This window comes from Vibrio sp. 2132-1, assembly GCF_033344315.1.
Map to the genome: position 1 here is coordinate 261,046 of NZ_JAWPON010000007.1, position 16,525 is coordinate 277,570.

General features: G+C 45.0%; 14 protein-coding genes. 7 read left to right on the forward strand and 7 right to left on the reverse strand.

Annotation, left to right across the window (positions count from 1 at the left end; translation table 11 throughout):
* Positions 1-57: 57 nt before the first annotated feature.
* Entirely contained in the window at positions 58-1,071 is a 1,014-nt protein-coding gene (locus R8N47_RS10280) for an MBL fold metallo-hydrolase (RefSeq protein WP_031780877.1), read from the reverse strand.
* Between the two features lie 155 nt (positions 1,072-1,226).
* Between R8N47_RS10280 and R8N47_RS10285 the strand changes: the two genes are divergently transcribed.
* From R8N47_RS10285 to R8N47_RS10295, 3 genes are all read left to right on the forward strand, one after another.
* The gene (locus R8N47_RS10285) at positions 1,227-1,841 is read left to right on the forward strand and encodes a TetR/AcrR family transcriptional regulator (RefSeq protein WP_025768062.1); all 615 of its coding nucleotides are present in this window, start codon (positions 1,227-1,229) and stop codon (positions 1,839-1,841) included.
* 339 nt (positions 1,842-2,180) lie between these two features.
* On the forward strand, positions 2,181-3,086 hold the full coding sequence (gene rimK / locus R8N47_RS10290; protein ID WP_005374224.1) for a 30S ribosomal protein S6--L-glutamate ligase: 906 nt from the start codon (positions 2,181-2,183) through the stop codon (positions 3,084-3,086).
* Positions 3,087-3,151: 65 nt separating this feature from the next.
* Positions 3,152-3,580, forward strand: a complete 429-nt coding sequence (locus R8N47_RS10295) for an ATP-dependent zinc protease (RefSeq protein ID WP_005384193.1) — start codon at positions 3,152-3,154, stop codon at positions 3,578-3,580.
* A gap of 66 nt (positions 3,581-3,646) precedes the next feature.
* Here R8N47_RS10295 and R8N47_RS10300 read toward each other — a convergent pair whose 3' ends face one another.
* Entirely contained in the window at positions 3,647-4,372 is a 726-nt protein-coding gene (locus tag R8N47_RS10300) for an MBL fold metallo-hydrolase (RefSeq protein ID WP_064354549.1), read from the reverse strand.
* A 323-nt stretch (positions 4,373-4,695) separates the two neighbouring features.
* On the opposite strand from R8N47_RS10300, the gene speA reads away from it, so the two are divergent.
* From speA to R8N47_RS10320, 4 genes are all read left to right on the forward strand, one after another.
* Positions 4,696-6,606: an arginine decarboxylase gene (speA, locus tag R8N47_RS10305; protein ID WP_033906546.1), complete on the forward strand. Its 1,911-nt coding sequence runs from the start codon at positions 4,696-4,698 to the stop codon at positions 6,604-6,606.
* 1 nt (position 6,607) lies between these two features.
* Positions 6,608-7,528 carry an agmatinase gene (speB, locus tag R8N47_RS10310; protein ID WP_005374233.1) on the forward strand — a complete coding sequence of 307 codons (921 nt, stop codon included), beginning with the start codon at positions 6,608-6,610 and terminating at the stop codon, positions 7,526-7,528.
* Between the two features lie 409 nt (positions 7,529-7,937).
* Complete coding sequence (gene emrD, locus R8N47_RS10315; RefSeq protein WP_005374234.1) at positions 7,938-9,143, forward strand: multidrug efflux MFS transporter EmrD; 1,206 nt, start codon at positions 7,938-7,940, stop codon at positions 9,141-9,143.
* A gap of 311 nt (positions 9,144-9,454) precedes the next feature.
* Positions 9,455-11,620, forward strand: coding sequence for a S9 family peptidase (locus R8N47_RS10320; protein ID WP_081248202.1), 2,166 nt, complete (start codon positions 9,455-9,457; stop codon positions 11,618-11,620).
* 216 nt (positions 11,621-11,836) lie between these two features.
* On the opposite strand, the gene R8N47_RS10325 is transcribed toward R8N47_RS10320, so the two are convergent.
* The 5 genes from R8N47_RS10325 to R8N47_RS10345 all read right to left on the reverse strand — a co-directional run bounded on the left by R8N47_RS10325 (position 11,837) and on the right by R8N47_RS10345 (position 16,523).
* Entirely contained in the window at positions 11,837-12,886 is a 1,050-nt protein-coding gene (locus tag R8N47_RS10325) for a porin (RefSeq protein ID WP_005374238.1), read from the reverse strand.
* 215 nt (positions 12,887-13,101) lie between these two features.
* The gene (locus tag R8N47_RS10330; protein ID WP_064354477.1) at positions 13,102-13,971 is read right to left on the reverse strand and encodes a metal ABC transporter solute-binding protein, Zn/Mn family; all 870 of its coding nucleotides are present in this window, start codon (positions 13,969-13,971) and stop codon (positions 13,102-13,104) included.
* Between the two features lie 22 nt (positions 13,972-13,993).
* Positions 13,994-14,869, reverse strand: coding sequence for a metal ABC transporter permease (locus R8N47_RS10335; protein ID WP_213913803.1), 876 nt, complete (start codon positions 14,867-14,869; stop codon positions 13,994-13,996).
* On the reverse strand, positions 14,869-15,597 hold the full coding sequence (locus R8N47_RS10340) for a metal ABC transporter ATP-binding protein (protein WP_064354476.1): 729 nt from the start codon (positions 15,595-15,597) through the stop codon (positions 14,869-14,871). The genes R8N47_RS10335 and R8N47_RS10340 overlap by 1 nt, the downstream gene beginning before the upstream one ends.
* The gene (locus tag R8N47_RS10345) at positions 15,597-16,523 is read right to left on the reverse strand and encodes a metal ABC transporter solute-binding protein, Zn/Mn family (protein ID WP_005374249.1); all 927 of its coding nucleotides are present in this window, start codon (positions 16,521-16,523) and stop codon (positions 15,597-15,599) included. Before R8N47_RS10345 ends, R8N47_RS10340 begins: the two co-directional genes overlap by 1 nt.
* Positions 16,524-16,525: the final 2 nt, after the last annotated feature.

Sequence of the window (16,525 nt, forward strand, 5' to 3'; positions counted from 1 at the left end):
TAGTAACTACTGATAAGTGACTTAACTATTCTGGTGTTTGGCTGTTTAGCTCAGCAATTATTGCCACCACGCCTTAGCAGGCTGAGGCTCCGCAATCGCCAAGCGTTGACCAATCTCAGGGCTCACTAACGTTACACCGCGCTCTTCACTAATGTCTAACGCGCGTTGCATCGGTTCATTCCAATCGTGCATCGACAGATCAAACGTGCTGTTGTGAATCGGCATCATCACTTTACCCTGCACATCAATGTGTGCTTGAACACTTTGCTCAGGGAACATGTGAATGTCTGACCAAAGTTCATTGTATGCACCTGTTTCAATCATGGTGAAGTCAAACGGACCGTACTTTTCGCCAATCTCTTTAAAGCCATTGAAGTAACCAGAGTCACCACTGAAGAACACTTTGTGTTGTTGTGCATTAATAACCCAACTGCCCCACAGTGTCGTATCGCGGTCTGTCAAACCTCGACCAGAGAAATGCTGAGTCGGAGTCAATGTATATTCAATACCGTCGACAGAATGTGACTCCCACCAATCTAGCTCGATCACTTTCTCCTTCGGCACACCCCAATTCACCAGTAATTGGCCAACTTTTAACGGTACCAAGAAAGTGCCCACCTTGTCGCCTAGCACTTTAATAGAAGCTTTATCTAGGTGATCGTAATGGTCATGACTGATCACCACCACATCGATAGTTGGCAAATCTTCTATCGTGATGGGGGTTTGGTGAAAGCGTTTTGGCCCTGCCCATTGTACAGGAGACGCGCGATCACTGAATACAGGGTCGGTCATCACCAGTTTTCCATCGAGCTTCATTAATACGCTTGAGTGACCCAGACGATAGATGACGTCATCTTGCTCTTCTAACAGTTGCCGCGCTGTGATCGCATGCACTGGAATTTCAATCGTTGGTGTTGGGTTAAGGCGCTCAGTCGTAAAATACGCTTTCATGATTTCGAACATGTCGCCCAAACCGCTTTTGTATTCCAACTCTGTATTTGCAAATTTGTCCGGGTATGTTGGCGCTTTTTCAGTATCAACATTAGAACAAGAAATCATGGATGTACCCATCGCGAACGCTCCTACTGTGGCTAGCAAAGTTTTTTTCATAAAAAGTTAACCCGAACAAAAGTAAACTACACGGTGCAGTTTACATTCTAATTATCAAAAGTAAACTACTTAGTGTAAAATAGATCAAGAAATGATCTTCTTAACTTAGCAAGCTTATGAATGTAAAAAGAAAAAGTCGTAGCGAAACCAAAAGAGAAGCCATCTTGTGCGCGGCAAGGCAAGCGTTCCAAGAGTTTGGGGTGCAAAACACCAGCATGGATAAGCTCTCTGCAATCGCACAAGTCTCTAAGCGCACGGTCTATAATCACTTCCCTTCTAAGGAAGCGATCGTGACGGAGTTGCTGACTGAGCTTTGGCGTTCGTCAATGATGGAAAGCGATATTAAACGCTTGGCCACTCTGCCACTCAAAGATCAATTGATTGAATTACTCTACAGCGAGATCATTGTGGTGACGGAACCAAACTATATTGAGCTGGCAAAAGTGGCATTTGGGCACTTCTTATTTAAGCCGGAAGATCTCAAAGAACAAGCAGAACAAATGTCGAAACAGGAAACCGCCCTGTACCGCTGGCTTACTGAGAAATCGAACAGTGGCGCTTTGCAAATTGATGATGTACATATAGCAAGCACTCAATTGCACAACTTACTTAAAGGCAGTGCATTCTGGCCGCAGTTAATGGGAATTCGCCCCTCTTTGTCGAATGAAGAATCTAGGCTGTTAGCTACCCAAACGGCGGAACTTTTTTTAAGTCACTATCAAAACAGCTAAAAACAGCTAAAAACAGCGGTCAAATTGGCCGCTTTTTTAAGCGATAATTCGTGACAAAGCGATGAAATTTTTGCTCAATTTTATTTATCTCACCCTTGACAGTCTCATACCGCAAGGCGTGAGCGTTTGATAAAATATTTTTGTCGTGTCGACGATGCTTTTTCGTTTTCATCTCACAAAAAAACGCCCTAAGGTGCGCACCTCTGACGACGTGGTTGTTCAACCACAATTCTAAATCGTTGAAGTAAGTAGGTTATGTCATAACATGATCACCTGCCTACTGCATTCTATGCTCTATACTTATATTTTAATTTGGTACTGACTTACTAAGGAATTGCCATGCGTATTGCTATTCTCTCTCGTAATGAGAATTTATATTCAACCATGCGCCTAAAACAGGCGGGTGAAGAACGTGGGCATCAAATCGATGTGATCGACACGCTTCACTGTTATATGGACATTACGAGCAACAACCCTAAGATCCGCTACAAGGGTGAAGAATTACCGCAATACGATGCTGTTATTCCGCGTATTGGGGCATCTATTACGTTTTACGGCACTGCTGTTGTACGTCAGTTTGAAATGATGGGTACATTTTGTGTCAACGAATCTGTCGCGATCAGCCGCTCTCGTGACAAATTGCGCTCATTACAACTGCTATCACGTAAAGGCATCGGTTTGCCACGCACTGGCTTTGCTCACCATCCTGACAACATTCAGGACGTGATCAAAAACGTTGGTGGCGCACCTCTAGTGATTAAATTGCTAGAAGGCACTCAAGGCATTGGTGTTGTACTTGCTGAAACAAATAAAGCGGCAGAAAGCGTGATTGAAGCTTTCATGGGTTTGAAAGCTAACATCATGGTGCAAGAATTTATCGAAGAAGCAAAAGGCGCGGACATCCGTTGTTTTGTTGTCGGAAATAAGGTGATTGCCGCAATGAAGCGCCAAGCAAAAGAAGGCGAGTTCCGTTCTAACCTTCACCGCGGTGGCTCTGCACAACTCGTGCGTTTGAGCAAAGAAGAGCGTGCGACCGCTGTAAATGCAGCGAAAGTGATGGGCTTGAACCTTTGTGGTGTGGATATCCTTCAATCTAAAAATGGCCCAGTGGTAATGGAAGTGAACTCTTCCCCTGGTCTAGAAGGCATCGAACTAGCAACGGGTAAAAACATTGCAGGTATGATCTTCGATTTTATCGAGAAAAACGCTAAGCCAAATTCAAACCGTACTCGCGGTAAAGGTTGATTTTTGTTTAACGCACAAGAGAGCCAAAAAACGGCTCTCTTGTTACTCGTCGCTAGGATGACACTATGAATCAGAAAATGATCATTGGGAATGCCGAAGCTATTTGCTTGCCAGAGTTAGGGATTACTCACCTTGAAGCGCGTATTGATACAGGCGCTCAAACCTCTTCATTACATGTAGACAATATTGATTGCTTTGAAAAAGATGGTCAGTCTTATGTTGCATTCGATCTGCACCCAGATGTATACCATTTAGAACAAGTGGTTCGCTGCACAGCGAAACTAAAAGCAAACCGTAAGGTTAAATCTTCTAACGGTACTTTTGAGCACCGCTGCGTGATCACGACGATGCTGCGTATGGGCGACCAACAATGGCCAATCGACATTACGTTGACTAACCGTGAAAAAATGACTTACATGATGTTGTTAGGTCGTCAAGGCATGGCAGACAAAGTGCTCGTTGATCCTAGCCAATCTCACTTATTGGCATCTTAACCCCGTAGTTTCAGATGAGTGATCGAACGTTTTTGTTGAGCATCACTCGTCTGGCTTTATCTTCGCCTACTTCCTACGAAATAACGCAAACAACAATCCCTTCGCTTTAACTTTTGTCACTCGCCAGTGCGTCATTGGCTTAGTCGGCGCTGTATTCAAAATGTGCTGATACGCTTTTTCATCCAAAGTCACCTCTCCCCCATGTGCCAGAAGCAAACATTGCGGATTCATCTCAAACACACGCTTTAATGATTGCCGATACTGATTCGGATGAAATATGGGAAACGGCGCAATCAGATGCTTTTTCACCTGCACCATTAAATCCGCCACATACAGCACATCTTGTTCAGAATGATAAACCGACAGATCTCGGTCGGTATGCCCAAGCGTTTCTAGCACCTGCCAATCATCAAATCCAGGAATAAACTCTCCATCAATAAGTTCAATATCTGGCTTTAACTTACGGGAATACCACAGGTTTTGCTTTGGTTTACGCATCCGATTCGCCATCCAGCGTGCTAACATCAAATCGGTCAAATGCATTAGCCAACCGTCTACACCGCTATACCACTGGCTCTCTCGCTTTGCGGCCAATAGCTTACATCCTGTTAAATCACGTAGTTTGTGCGCACCACCAGCATGGTCTGGATGCATGTGGGTCACAACAACCAACTTTAGGTCAGAAAAAGGACGATGGAGTTGATGTTCAATAAAGTCTTTAAGATGAGGGATGTCTGCTCGACTGGCACCATCAAGCAACAATAATTTATCGGGATATTCGGCGAGATACATGGTCTGAATGTACCCCTGAATTCTGTGCAGCTGCAAAATATGTCCTTATTTTAGTGAGATGCTTCATGACCGAATCCTTACTGGTCAGACCAACTATAACAGCAGAATGGACGCTTCGGTAAACAAATATTCACACGTAGCGACGACAACAAATCATAATCGAGATGATAGATTTTAATCATTAGACTCAAGGGCACTTTTATCCGTTAATGCGCGCACACGGAGTTCGTGTCAGGGTATGAGGTAAATGCCTCATGATTTGCTTTTTTGTACTTTTCCTTCTAATTAATTAAGGAGTTAAGTACATTTTTGTGAGAATCGAGTTGGAAAAAGCAACTAAATTAGACCGCATCCGCGCGGACTACAACGTTCACTACTGGAGCCAAGGTTTCTACGGCATTGATGACCAAGGCGAAGTATATGTATCACCACGTAGTGATCGTGCACATCAAATCCCTTTCAGCGCTATTGTAAATGAGCTAGAAGCGAAGCAGTTAAATCTGCCTGTATTAGTACGCTTCCCGCAAATCGTGCACCAACGTGTGCATGGTATTTGCCACGCATTCAACCAAGCAATTGAAGAATACCAATATCCAAACAAATACTTGTTGGTGTACCCAATTAAAGTAAACCAACAACGTGAAGTGGTGGATGAAATTCTAGCGAGCCAAGCTCAACTAGAAACCAAGCAGCTTGGTCTTGAAGCGGGTAGCAAGCCAGAATTGTTGGCGGTACTTGCATTGGCTCAACAAGGTAGCTCCGTGATCGTGTGTAATGGCTACAAAGACCGTGAGTATGTGCGTCTTGCACTGATCGGTGAAAAGCTGGGTCACAAGGTATTCATCGTACTAGAGAAGCTTTCTGAGCTGGATCTGGTACTAGAAGAAGCGAAAAGTTTGGGCGTAAAACCGCGCCTTGGTTTACGCATTCGCCTCGCCTCTCAAGGCGCAGGGAAATGGCAAGCAAGTGGCGGTGAAAAATCGAAGTTTGGTTTATCAGCATCGCAAGTGCTTAGCGTTATTGAACGTCTTAAACGCGAAGGCAACCTAGACGCGATGCAACTGGTTCACTTCCACCTTGGTTCACAGATGGCAAACATCCGTGATGTACGCAATGGTGTGAACGAGTCTGCACGTTTCTACTGCGAACTACGCGCACTCGGTGCAAACATCGAGTACTTCGATGTGGGCGGCGGCTTGGCAGTGGATTATGACGGCACACGCAGCCAATCATCGAATTCGATGAACTACGGCCTTGCAGAATACGCACGTAATATCGTCAACACAGTGGGCGATGTGTGTCTGCAATACGAACAACCAATGCCAGTGATCATTTCGGAATCGGGTCGCTCGCTAACAGCGCACCACGCTGTGTTGATTTCTAACGTAATTGGTACCGAGTCGTACCTACCGGAAGAAGTACATGAGCTTGATGATGACGCTCCGCTTTTGCTACAAAACATGTGGCGAAACTGGGAAAACTTGCAAGATGGTACAGACGCTCGTGCGTTAATTGAGATTTACAATGATACCCAAAGTGATTTGGCAGAAGTGCACTCTCAATTTGCTACAGGTGTGCTTAACTTGGAACAACGTGCGTGGGCAGAACAATTGTCACTACGCATTTACTTCGAATTAAGCCGCAAGATGAGCACTAAGAATCGCTTCCACCGTCCGATTCTGGACGAGTTGAGCGAACGTCTTGCGGATAAGTTCTTCGTGAACTTCTCTCTCTTCCAATCTCTACCAGATGCTTGGGGTATTGATCAGGTGTTCCCTGTTCTGCCACTTTCTGGTCTTGGCGAGGCGGAAGAGCGTCGTGCAGTGATGTTGGACATCACATGTGACTCTGATGGCGCGATCGATCACTACGTTGATGGTCAAGGCATCGAGAGCACGCTACCTGTACCAGCTTGGAGCAAAGACAAACCGTACCTAATGGGCTTTTTCCTAGTAGGCGCATACCAAGAAATCCTTGGTGACATGCACAACCTATTTGGTGATACCCACAGTGCTGTAGTCAATGTTGATGAACATGGTCAATTTGAGATCAGTTACATCAACGAAGGTGATAGTGTAGAAGACATGATGCGCTACGTTCATATCGACGTGGATGCGATTCGTGACAATTATAAACAATTGGTTTCACAGCGAGTTGAAGCCAATGAACAAGCACAAATCCTAGCAGAACTAGAACAAGGTCTAGCAGGATACACCTATTTAGAGGACTTCTGATATGAATGATTTGTTTACTAAAACTGATTATTCGCTTTACTCCAACTCTATGTCGTTTTTACGTCTGCCGTACATTCGTAACCCGGTATCGGCAGACGCAGACGTTGTGGTGTTGGGAGTCCCTCTGGACATGGCAACATCTGGTCGTCCAGGTGCGCGTATGGGTCCAGATGCAATTCGCCGTGCCTCAGTCAACTTGGCATGGGAAGGTAAGAAGTTCCCGTGGAGCTTCAACGTATTGGATAAACTGAAAGTGATCGACGCAGGTGATCTCGTGTTCGATTGCGGTGATGCGGAAGATTTTACTTACCGCCTTGAAGCGGCAACCAGTGAAATTCTAAAAAGTGGTAAAACCATGTTGGGATTGGGCGGTGACCACTTCATCACGCTACCTATCCTACGTGCCTATGCGAAGCATCATGGCCAAATGGCTTTGATTCACTTTGATGCTCATACGGACACCTATGCAAATGGCAGTTCATACGACCACGGTACGATGTTCTACCATGCGCCGAAAGAAGGTTTGATCTCAGCGAAGAACTCAATACAAATCGGCATTCGTACGGAGTACAAACAGCAAGATCACGGCTTCAATGTGATTAATGCGATGCAAGCGAATGACATGTCGGTGAACGAGATCCTAGAAGAAATTCGTCGCACCGTCGCAGACAAGCCAGTATATGTCACTTTTGACATCGACTGCTTAGACCCGGCCTTCGCACCGGGAACTGGTACACCAGTTTGTGGTGGCTTGAACTCAGACAAAGCGCTGAAAATTATTCGTGGTTTAGCCGGCATGAATATCGTGGGTATGGATGTTGTCGAAGTATCGCCTCCATACGACCACAGTGATGTTACCGCACTAGCGGGAGCAACCATCGCACTAGAAATGCTTTACGCATACGCATCTGAGCGCGAATAGACATAATCATTTCTAAGGGAGCTTCGGCTCCCTTTTCTTTCTGATGCCTTCCTCTACCTTTTATTCACTCGTTTCATCTTGAACTCAGATCAACCGATCAGACGCTTTATTTTTGCACTTTAACCATTAAAACCAGTTACCTATAAGGCTCATTCTATTCACGAAAAGTAAAAGATTTAACGTAATTAGACAAAGAAATGCACCGCTTTTTGAAAACAAAATCGGATTAGTTTTTCTAATTGAAATCATAGATTTTTATCTTGCTCAACTTCACACTTTTCGATTGCTAATTATACAAGCAAGCACTATTATCTCGCGCAAATACCCCCGCAACACAAGAAGTCAGTTGGCACTCTGTAAAAGAGCGCTAAGGGTTTTTACGTCTTAAATTTTTTGGAGAGATACGCAAATGTCTGCTTCGTTTCCATTAGCGAAACTTACCTTTTTAATCGCTATATTGACTGCCGTGGGTCAAATGACCCAGACAATGTACGTGCCTTCAATCGGTCATATGGCGGGCGAGTTTTTGGTATCTGCGTCATCACTTCAAGCTGTGATGGCTTGTTACCTAATCCCATATGGCTTGTCGCAATTTGCGTATGGCACACTATCGGACCGCTTGGGACGCAAACCGATCATCATCGTCGGGCTGCTTATCTACATCGCGGGTACACTGGTAGCATTATTTGCACATCAATTTGAATGGTTCTTGATTGGTAGCTTTATCCAAGGCTTAGGTATTGGCTGCGGCGGTGCGATGTCACGCACTCTGACTCGCGATTGCTTTGAAGGCTCTGATCTACACAGAGCAAACAGCTTAATTAGCATGTGTGTGATTTTCTCACCATTAATGGCACCAGTATTAGGCGGTTACCTAACAGAAGCTTTCGGATGGCGGTCGAGCTACTTGTTCTTAGCGCTATTTGCTATCGCGGTTGTGATCACCATGATGACAAGCATGATGGAGACGCTACCAAAAGAGAAACGCAAATTCGAACCAGTAGCCAAAAGCTACAAACACGTTTTGTCTGACCGTCGCTTTCAAGGCTTTTTGATTTGCCTGGTTGCAACATTCGCTGGTGTGGGTGTATTCGAAGCAGCGGCTGGGGTGTTGTTGGGTGGGGTATTAGAATTACCTGCAACAACGGTAAGTTTGCTGTTTATATTGCCGATCCCAGGTTACTTGGTGGGCGCAGGCTTATCTAGCTACATCGCAAGACGTCGCTCTGAGCGTCGTGCTTTAAACGTAGGCTTGGTCTCTATTTTTGTAGGCTCTGCTATTGTGCTCATCCCAGGCTTGTTTGGTTTAACCACGGCATTAACGCTAGTTGGAGGCGCAACCGTGTACTTTTTGGGTGCGGGCATTCTCTTCCCAGCAGCAACAACTGGAGCGATTGCGCCATTCCCATACCATGCAGGAACAGCAGGCGCGACATTGGGTGGCATGCAAAACTTGGGGGCAGGTGTCGCAACTTTGCTCGCGTCACTATTTCCAGCGCATAACCAGATGCCTTTGGGCATTTTGATGATGGCAATGTCGGTAATTGCAATGCTTGGGCTAATGTGGGTGAATCGAGCACACAATCACTCAAACGAAGTACCGCAAGTTATCTGATCATTATCAGCTTACTTTCAAAATCCAAAAGGGACACACTCAACAAGTGTGTCCCTTTTTTCATATCACACTATATCGATTTCCCGATGAGAATGATTTAACTTTCGAATTGATATTTGTTAAAAATAACAGCTGCTTACACAATGTGTTTTCAGCTCCCTTCAAATTGAGTATCCAACTCGGAAATATTGAGGATTCTCACTTTTTCGGTATACCCCATAACAAAGAATGGACAACTGAAAACCACTGACAAAATGAAAGCCCAGCCCTCAGGATGAGGCCACTTGGGTGTACAATAAGGATAAAATCAGATGCGTTTCACTTTAGCTACGTTGGCCGTCTCGGTCGCGCTTGTCGCCGGATGCAGCAATCAAGGAATCCCCAGCATGACTCAATACTCCCAAACACAGATCGTTGCTCAACAAACTCAAGCTCCGGTTGCGAAAAAAGTCCCTCACGCGATGACTATTCATGGCGATACCCGCGTTGATAACTACTACTGGATGCGTGACGACGAACGTAAAGACCCTGAAATTTTACAGCACCTAGAGAAAGAAAATCAGTACGCAGAAACCGTTCTAAAGCACACTGAAACACTTCAAGATACGCTATTTGAAGAAATTAAAGGGCGCGTCGCAAAAGACGACAACTCAGTACCGGTTCGTAAAGGCAACTACTTCTACTCCAGTGAAGTGACCGGAGATAACGAGTACGAAGTCCATTTGCGAGCTAAAGACTTTGCAGGCAAAGACAAACAAATCATTTTAGATGTCAATGAACTAGCAAAAGAACATGAATTTTTCAGTATCGGCGGCCTATACGTTAGTCCGAATGAAAACTTATTGGCGTATGGCGAAGACACATTAAGCCGCCGCGTGTACACCCTTAAGATCAAAGACCTGACAACAGGCAATTACCTACAAGATGAAATCGAAGGGGCCTCAAGCGCTGTCGCATGGCAGAACGATAACAACGCCTTTTACTACATCAAAAAAGATCCTCAGACCTTATTGGGCTACCAAGTTTATCGTCATGTATTGGGCACACCACAAAGCAACGATGAGCTGATTTTTGAGGAAACCGACAGCGCCTATTACACCTCACTAAGCAAAAGCAAAGATGGCGAAGATATTTATATCTGGCATTCGAGTACAGAAACCAGTGGGGTCTCTATCATTGATGCGAACAACCCTAAAGCAAAGGCGAAACCGTTCTATCCTCGCGAAGATGGCATTGAATACAGTATTTCTAAGCTAGGCGATTGGTACTACATTTATACTAACTATCAAGCCGTCAACTTCCGTTTGATGAAAGTTCATCAAAATGACATGCATGACCGCTCTAAATGGCAAGATGTGATTGCCGCAGACGACAATACTCAACTTGTCGACTTCGAGTTATTCGATGATCACATCGTCTATGAGCAGCGCTCTAACGGCCTAGCAAGCGTCACTGTACGTCAGCTTTCAACAGGAAAAGAATTCCCCCTCACATTTAATGACGATGCGTTTGCTGCCTATTTGACAGGTAACCTAGAGCTGGATAACGAGAAAGTTCGTATTTATTACAGCAGTTTAACCACTCCAGGAACCTACTACGATTTCGATCTAAAAACGGGCGGGTCAGAAATCATGAAGCAAACACCTGTACTTGGTGATTTTAATCCTGACAATTACCAATCAGAACGCATCATGGTCACAGCCCGTGACGGTAAAGAAGTACCCGTTTCTTTGGTGTATCGTAAAGACTTATTTAAGAAAGATGGTACGAATCCACTCTACCAATATGGTTATGGATCTTATGGCGCAACCATTGAGCCAACTTTCCGCTCGACACGTTTGAGTCTATTGGATCGCGGCTTTGTTTACGCCATTGCTCATATTCGTGGATCTGAAATGCTTGGCCGCCCTTGGTATGAAGACGGTAAAAAACTAACCAAGCAAAACACATTCAACGACTTTATTGATGTGACTAAAGGTTTGGTTGAACAAGGCTACGGCGCGAAAGATAAAGTCTTCGCTGTTGGTGGCTCTGCAGGAGGTCTCTTAATGGGGGCTATCATCAACCAAGCACCAGAACTGTACCGCGGTATCGGTGCACATGTTCCGTTTGTGGACGTGGTAACCACCATGCTCGATGAATCGATTCCATTGACCACCAATGAGTATGATGAATGGGGTAACCCAAATAACAAAACATACTATGACTATATGTTGAGTTACTCGCCTTACGACAACATCAAGGCGCAAAACTACCCGAACATGTTGGTAACGACTGGCTTGCACGACTCTCAAGTACAGTACTTTGAACCAATGAAGTGGGTCGCCAAACTTCGTGAAATGAAGACAGACGATAACGTCTTGTTGTTCAAAACCGATATGGAAGCCGGACACGGCGGCGCATCTGGTCGATTTAAGCGCTTAAAAGAAGATGCGCTAGAGTATGCCTTCTTCCTCGATTTACTCGATAAAAAATAAGCGTATTAATAGAACTGTATCTCTAACAACAAAAAATGCCCGCAAGTTGCGGGCATTTTTTATAGACGCACTCTCTAAACAAAGAGTGGGGTTACCTAAGCACAGAATGACTAGCGTCTCTTATAGCCAAAGGAAAGCAGAAAGAAAAACGCCTACTCACAACGAGTAGGCGTTAACACAATAAATGTGTTTAGGCAGTAGAAACTGGCCTATTTATTAGAAGTAGTAACGAGCACCTAGAGTCCAGTAGTCGTTCTCTTCATTGTTGTAGTCGTTACCTAGGTCAAACTGGTAACCAGCGAAAGTAACGAATGCAGGAGTTACTGCGTACTCTGCTTGTAGCGCAGTTTCGCTTGAAACTGTCTTGTTGTCTTTGTCGTCTTCTACACCTTCGTAGTTAACGCTGAACGTCCAATTGTTGACTCCGTACGCTAGTAGGCCCTCAATCTGAGTAGTTTCTTCACGCATCTCGTAGAAGTATTCGTTCATGCCGTATACAACAGCTGCGTACAGACCAGAGCCATACTCACCGTAATTTACAGAAACAAGGTGTGATTCAGCAGTTTTAGTACCTAGACCAGAATTCTCAACATCACCGCCGCTGTATACGTAGCCTAGACCAAAGCCCGCAACAGAGCCGCTCAGTGCGATTTGACCACGTTGGTCATACTTGCTGCCTTTAGAAACGTATTCTGGAAGACCTGTGTTAGGGTTTTGTTGTAATGATAGGCCTCTATCATCATTTTCACCTTGCCAACCAAGACCTAGGTTGAAAGCAAAACCTTCGCCAAACTCAAAGCTTTTACGGTAGCTGATCATTTTTTCAGCACGACCAGTACCTAGATTGTTGTGATTGTCGTACAAAAAGTCGTTCGCGAACGCGATTGGTAGATCCGCAACGCCAGCGACATCGTAGTACGGAGACCACTGTGTACCTCCCACTAAACGGCCAAACTGCTGGTGGGTCGCGCCGATGTAGCCCAAACGAGTTGAAAACGACTGGCTACCACCATTTAGGTAGTTAAGTGCCCATTCGCCTTTAGCGTCGATAGTGATACCGTTGCCAATGTCTTTCTTGCCCGCAACATTGATACGTGGAGACACTTGGTGAACTTTTACTTCTTCTTCGAAATACTCACCCACGCCAACTGAAACGTGACCGCCGATCGATAAAGATGTACCATCGCTGTTGTAAACTTCTGCTGCGAAGGCCTGTGAACCACATGCTAGTGCCGCCACTGCAACGGCTAGAGTTTTCATTTTCATTGTTAACATCCGTATAGTTGTTTGTACCGGTTCGCTTAGAAACAGATTAAATCCGAATCAATCGCAACGAACACATAACAAAGTAGTAATGAAATAGAAATGAAACAAACACTTTCTTATGCAACCAGTGGTATCAGTGCTCACATTTTGAACTTAATCACAAAAAAATAGGGAACTTTTCATTCCCCATCATAAAATCTGTGGCTTTTTACGTGTCACATCTCCCAACGTGCGAGTGGCTTCTCAGTTTTGATACCGTTACTGCCCCAGCGGTCAATAACATCAATTTGCAGTATGCGGCTCGGTTTAATAAGCGATGTCAAGGTTTTCGACGGTCGTTTATCCGTCACTAACCATAGCGTTTTATCTTGTTCAAGCTGAGCTTTTAAAGATAATTTGTCTTCTTCTGTCCACTCAAGTTCCGGCTTAAATTCGCGCCCAACCACAAACAATTGGTTGCCAGAGGCAAAGTCCTCTAATGACTCACTCATCAGCACCACTGAATCGATGCCTTTATCGAAGATCTCAGCCTGTTGTTGGTTGATCAGTTCACGCACATTTAGCATAAGAGCCTGTTGATTCGTTTGAATCGCCTTTTGGTGTTCAGGATATACACGTTGTAGATCCTCTCCAACAATGCCCGCCATTCGGATTAAGTTTGTAGGGTTCAGCCATGCGTACTTCGATGTTGACCCGTTTTCCAATGTCAGAACTGCAACTCCTTGAGCTCTAGGAGAAATGGCCTGCGATGCATCGATTTCAATCAAGTGAATGTTGCCCTGTCGAGCGTAAACATAAGTCGGGTCTTGTTTCCAAATCGCACCAAGAGTAATAGCAACCGTCGCGGCTTGACCCGCTTGCTTAACTTGCTCTGTACCTTTATTTGCGAACCAGTTCTCAAGACGCTCAACGCCGTAACGCTTTGGAGGCAGATACTGAGTCTCTATCCCTGTACCTTTCATGAGTTGCTCAGACAACATGTACGTGACGGGAGTGCTGGTTAAAATGTCTTTGGCGCTTGCCAACGATGGAAGTGTTGTCGCTATAACCAAACCAAAAGTTATCGCTAATTTTTTTATCTTCATGTTCATTACTTTATAAAAAGGGTTACGCTTTTTGGATAATTCGGTAAACCGTTGCTGTTAGGAAAAATGCCGCAGAAACAATGATGATGGATGCGCCTGATGGCACTGTTAGCTCAAGCTCCATCGGCAGTATGGTTCCTATTAAACACGCAATGGTTGCCAATAAAGAAGAAAGGAGAACAAAACTGCCCATGCGTTTAGTCAATAACCTAGCCGTTGCACCAGGAATCAGTAGCAATGCACCAACCAATACCGCGCCAATAATCTTTACCGCGGCGATGGTGACCAAGGTGATCATCATGACAAACAAGTAATCATAAAAGCTGGTATTAAAGCCGCGTACACGTGCAATATCCGGGCTGATACAAGTTAGCAAAATGCGGTTAAACGTTGGAATAAGAAGCAGTAATATGATCAAACAACTGATCGCTAAAATAAGGATACCGTTGTCCGTCACAGTCAAGATCGAGCCAAACAACACGTTCTCCAACATGTGAATGTTGATCTTGCGAGCAACGTACATTAACAGCGCAGCACCAACCGCTAACGCTAGTGCAAGAAAAACCCCAACCAGTGTGTCGTAAGGTACATTCGTACGATTACGAACAAAGTGAAGCAACAGCGCAAAAATCATACAAAAGCTAAACAATCCGATGATCGGATTCTCTGGCGGCTCACCGAGCAACACACCAATCGCGATTCCGGTAAGCGCAGCGTGCCCAACCGCTTCAGAGAAAAAAGCCAGTCGCTTGGCGATGACTAATGTCCCAAGACCACCAAGTAATGGTCCTAATATCAGCGCTGCTACAATTGCGTTCACCATGAAAGCATAAGAAAAGCTATCGCTTAACCATCCAGCTTCAACGCCGCTAACCGCTAACTCTCGCAACCAATCCATTATGCAGCCTCCACTTTTGCTGTGTAGTGCTTGAATAATGTTTCTATACGATCAGGACTTAGCACATCTGAATGGTGCCCTGACGCCACAATTTGACGATTTACGACATGGACCTGCGCATCTAAACGGCGCACTGCGGTCACGTCATGGTGTACTGCCAGTACCGTTTTGCCTTCTCCAACGACTTCATGAATCAAACCTTCAAGATATCGAACACCTTGCTCATCCATGCCAGTTGTAGGTTCGTCTAAAACCAATAAATTGGGCTCATCCAGTAAAGCTTGCGCAAACAAAACACGCTGTTGCTCACCGCCAGAGAGTTGCCCCATACGACGGTCGCTACGCGTTGCCATACCCACGCGATCCAGCTGGGTCAGGGCATGTTGAGTTTGTTTCGTTTTACGTCGCCAAAATAGAGGGATACGAGTTTGGTTAAGCAGTACAAAATCCATCACGGTTAACGGGAGGCTTGCTTCAAACATCGCTTTTTGTGGCACATACCCTATCTTCCCCGATGCAGCTGATGGTTCTGGCCAATTGAGTGCAATGTTTCCCGAAAATGGCGTAAGTCCAAGTACCGAACGAAGCAAAGAAGTTTTCCCACCACCATTCGGTCCCATAATCACGTGACATTTCGCGTTCTCGAATTCGGCGCTGATGTTCTGCAAAATGATATTGTCGGCGTATTTTAGGCCCACGTTACTTAAGGAAACGGAAGGTCCAGTCATTACGCCTTTTCCCCTGCTCGCTTACTCGCCACAAATTTCATGGCTTCGATTAGTGTTTCCACATTATCTCGCATCTCAACCTCGACTTTATCAGCCTCATACTCACCGTGAGTCATGTGAGAAAAGCGATAAAGCTGCACCCCGGTCGCCTCTTCGATGGTATCAACAAAGCGATTCGGCATATTGAGCTCATAAAACAGAACATCAATGCCCGATTCACGAATTTTCTCTATCGTTTCCTGTAGCTGACTTGCACTTGGTTCTACACCATGAGCAGGCTCAATGACAGCGGCAACGTCAACACCAAACTCCTGAAGGATATATCCGTAAGCATTGTGGGTTGTCGCCACCTTCATACCAGCCGTGTCCAACTCACCAAGAGACAACATTGCATCACGCTTCATCAGGCGAAATGTTTTCGCGTATTTACGAGCATTTTGGCGATAGAACGTAGCATTGTCTGGGTCCAATTGGCTTAGCTCACTCGCGATGGTGTAAACCTTTTGAATGGTTGTTGATAGACCGACAAAGGTGTGAGGGTTCACTGCTCCTTGACCAACAGACTGCCCCATAGCGGGCAATAAAGGCACTTCTTTGTTCGCTTCTATAACCACGAGATCATCACGCTGAGAAGCCTTGATCACTTTCAGTGCAAAATCGTCATGACCAATACCATTGATCACTATTACGTCCATTTCATTTAAGCGCTTAAGATCATTAGGTTGTGGCAAATAGTTGTGAGGATTAAAACCAGCATCAACCAAAGGAACGATGTCCGCCTTCTCACCAACAACGGCTTTAACATAGCTGTAATAAGGTTGAAGCGTAATACCAATACTGAGTTTATCGGCAGCAAAGCCAGTAGAAGACACCGTCAATAACGCGGTGGCTGTAAGAATACGACGTAAAAGAGAGCGTTTGATCATAG

Excerpts from the sequence above, each read along its gene's own strand:
- speB (WP_005374233.1), top strand. The coding sequence starts at position 6,608 with ATGAATGATTTGTTTACTAAAACTGATTATTCGCTTTACTCCAACTCT.
- R8N47_RS10320 (WP_081248202.1), top strand. The coding sequence starts at position 9,455 with ATGCGTTTCACTTTAGCTACGTTGGCCGTCTCGGTCGCGCTTGTCGCC.
- rimK (WP_005374224.1), top strand. The coding sequence starts at position 2,181 with ATGCGTATTGCTATTCTCTCTCGTAATGAGAATTTATATTCAACCATG.
- R8N47_RS10330 (WP_064354477.1), bottom strand. The coding sequence starts at position 13,971 with ATGAAGATAAAAAAATTAGCGATAACTTTTGGTTTGGTTATAGCGACA.
- R8N47_RS10325 (WP_005374238.1), bottom strand. The coding sequence starts at position 12,886 with ATGAAAATGAAAACTCTAGCCGTTGCAGTGGCGGCACTAGCATGTGGT.
- emrD (WP_005374234.1), top strand. The coding sequence starts at position 7,938 with ATGTCTGCTTCGTTTCCATTAGCGAAACTTACCTTTTTAATCGCTATA.
- R8N47_RS10285 (WP_025768062.1), top strand. The coding sequence starts at position 1,227 with ATGAATGTAAAAAGAAAAAGTCGTAGCGAAACCAAAAGAGAAGCCATC.
- R8N47_RS10345 (WP_005374249.1), bottom strand. The coding sequence starts at position 16,523 with ATGATCAAACGCTCTCTTTTACGTCGTATTCTTACAGCCACCGCGTTA.
- R8N47_RS10340 (WP_064354476.1), bottom strand. The coding sequence starts at position 15,597 with ATGACTGGACCTTCCGTTTCCTTAAGTAACGTGGGCCTAAAATACGCC.
- R8N47_RS10280 (WP_031780877.1), bottom strand. The coding sequence starts at position 1,071 with ATGGGTACATCCATGATTTCTTGTTCTAATGTTGATACTGAAAAAGCG.
- R8N47_RS10335 (WP_213913803.1), bottom strand. The coding sequence starts at position 14,869 with ATGGATTGGTTGCGAGAGTTAGCGGTTAGCGGCGTTGAAGCTGGATGG.
- R8N47_RS10295 (WP_005384193.1), top strand. The coding sequence starts at position 3,152 with ATGAATCAGAAAATGATCATTGGGAATGCCGAAGCTATTTGCTTGCCA.
- R8N47_RS10300 (WP_064354549.1), bottom strand. The coding sequence starts at position 4,372 with ATGTATCTCGCCGAATATCCCGATAAATTATTGTTGCTTGATGGTGCC.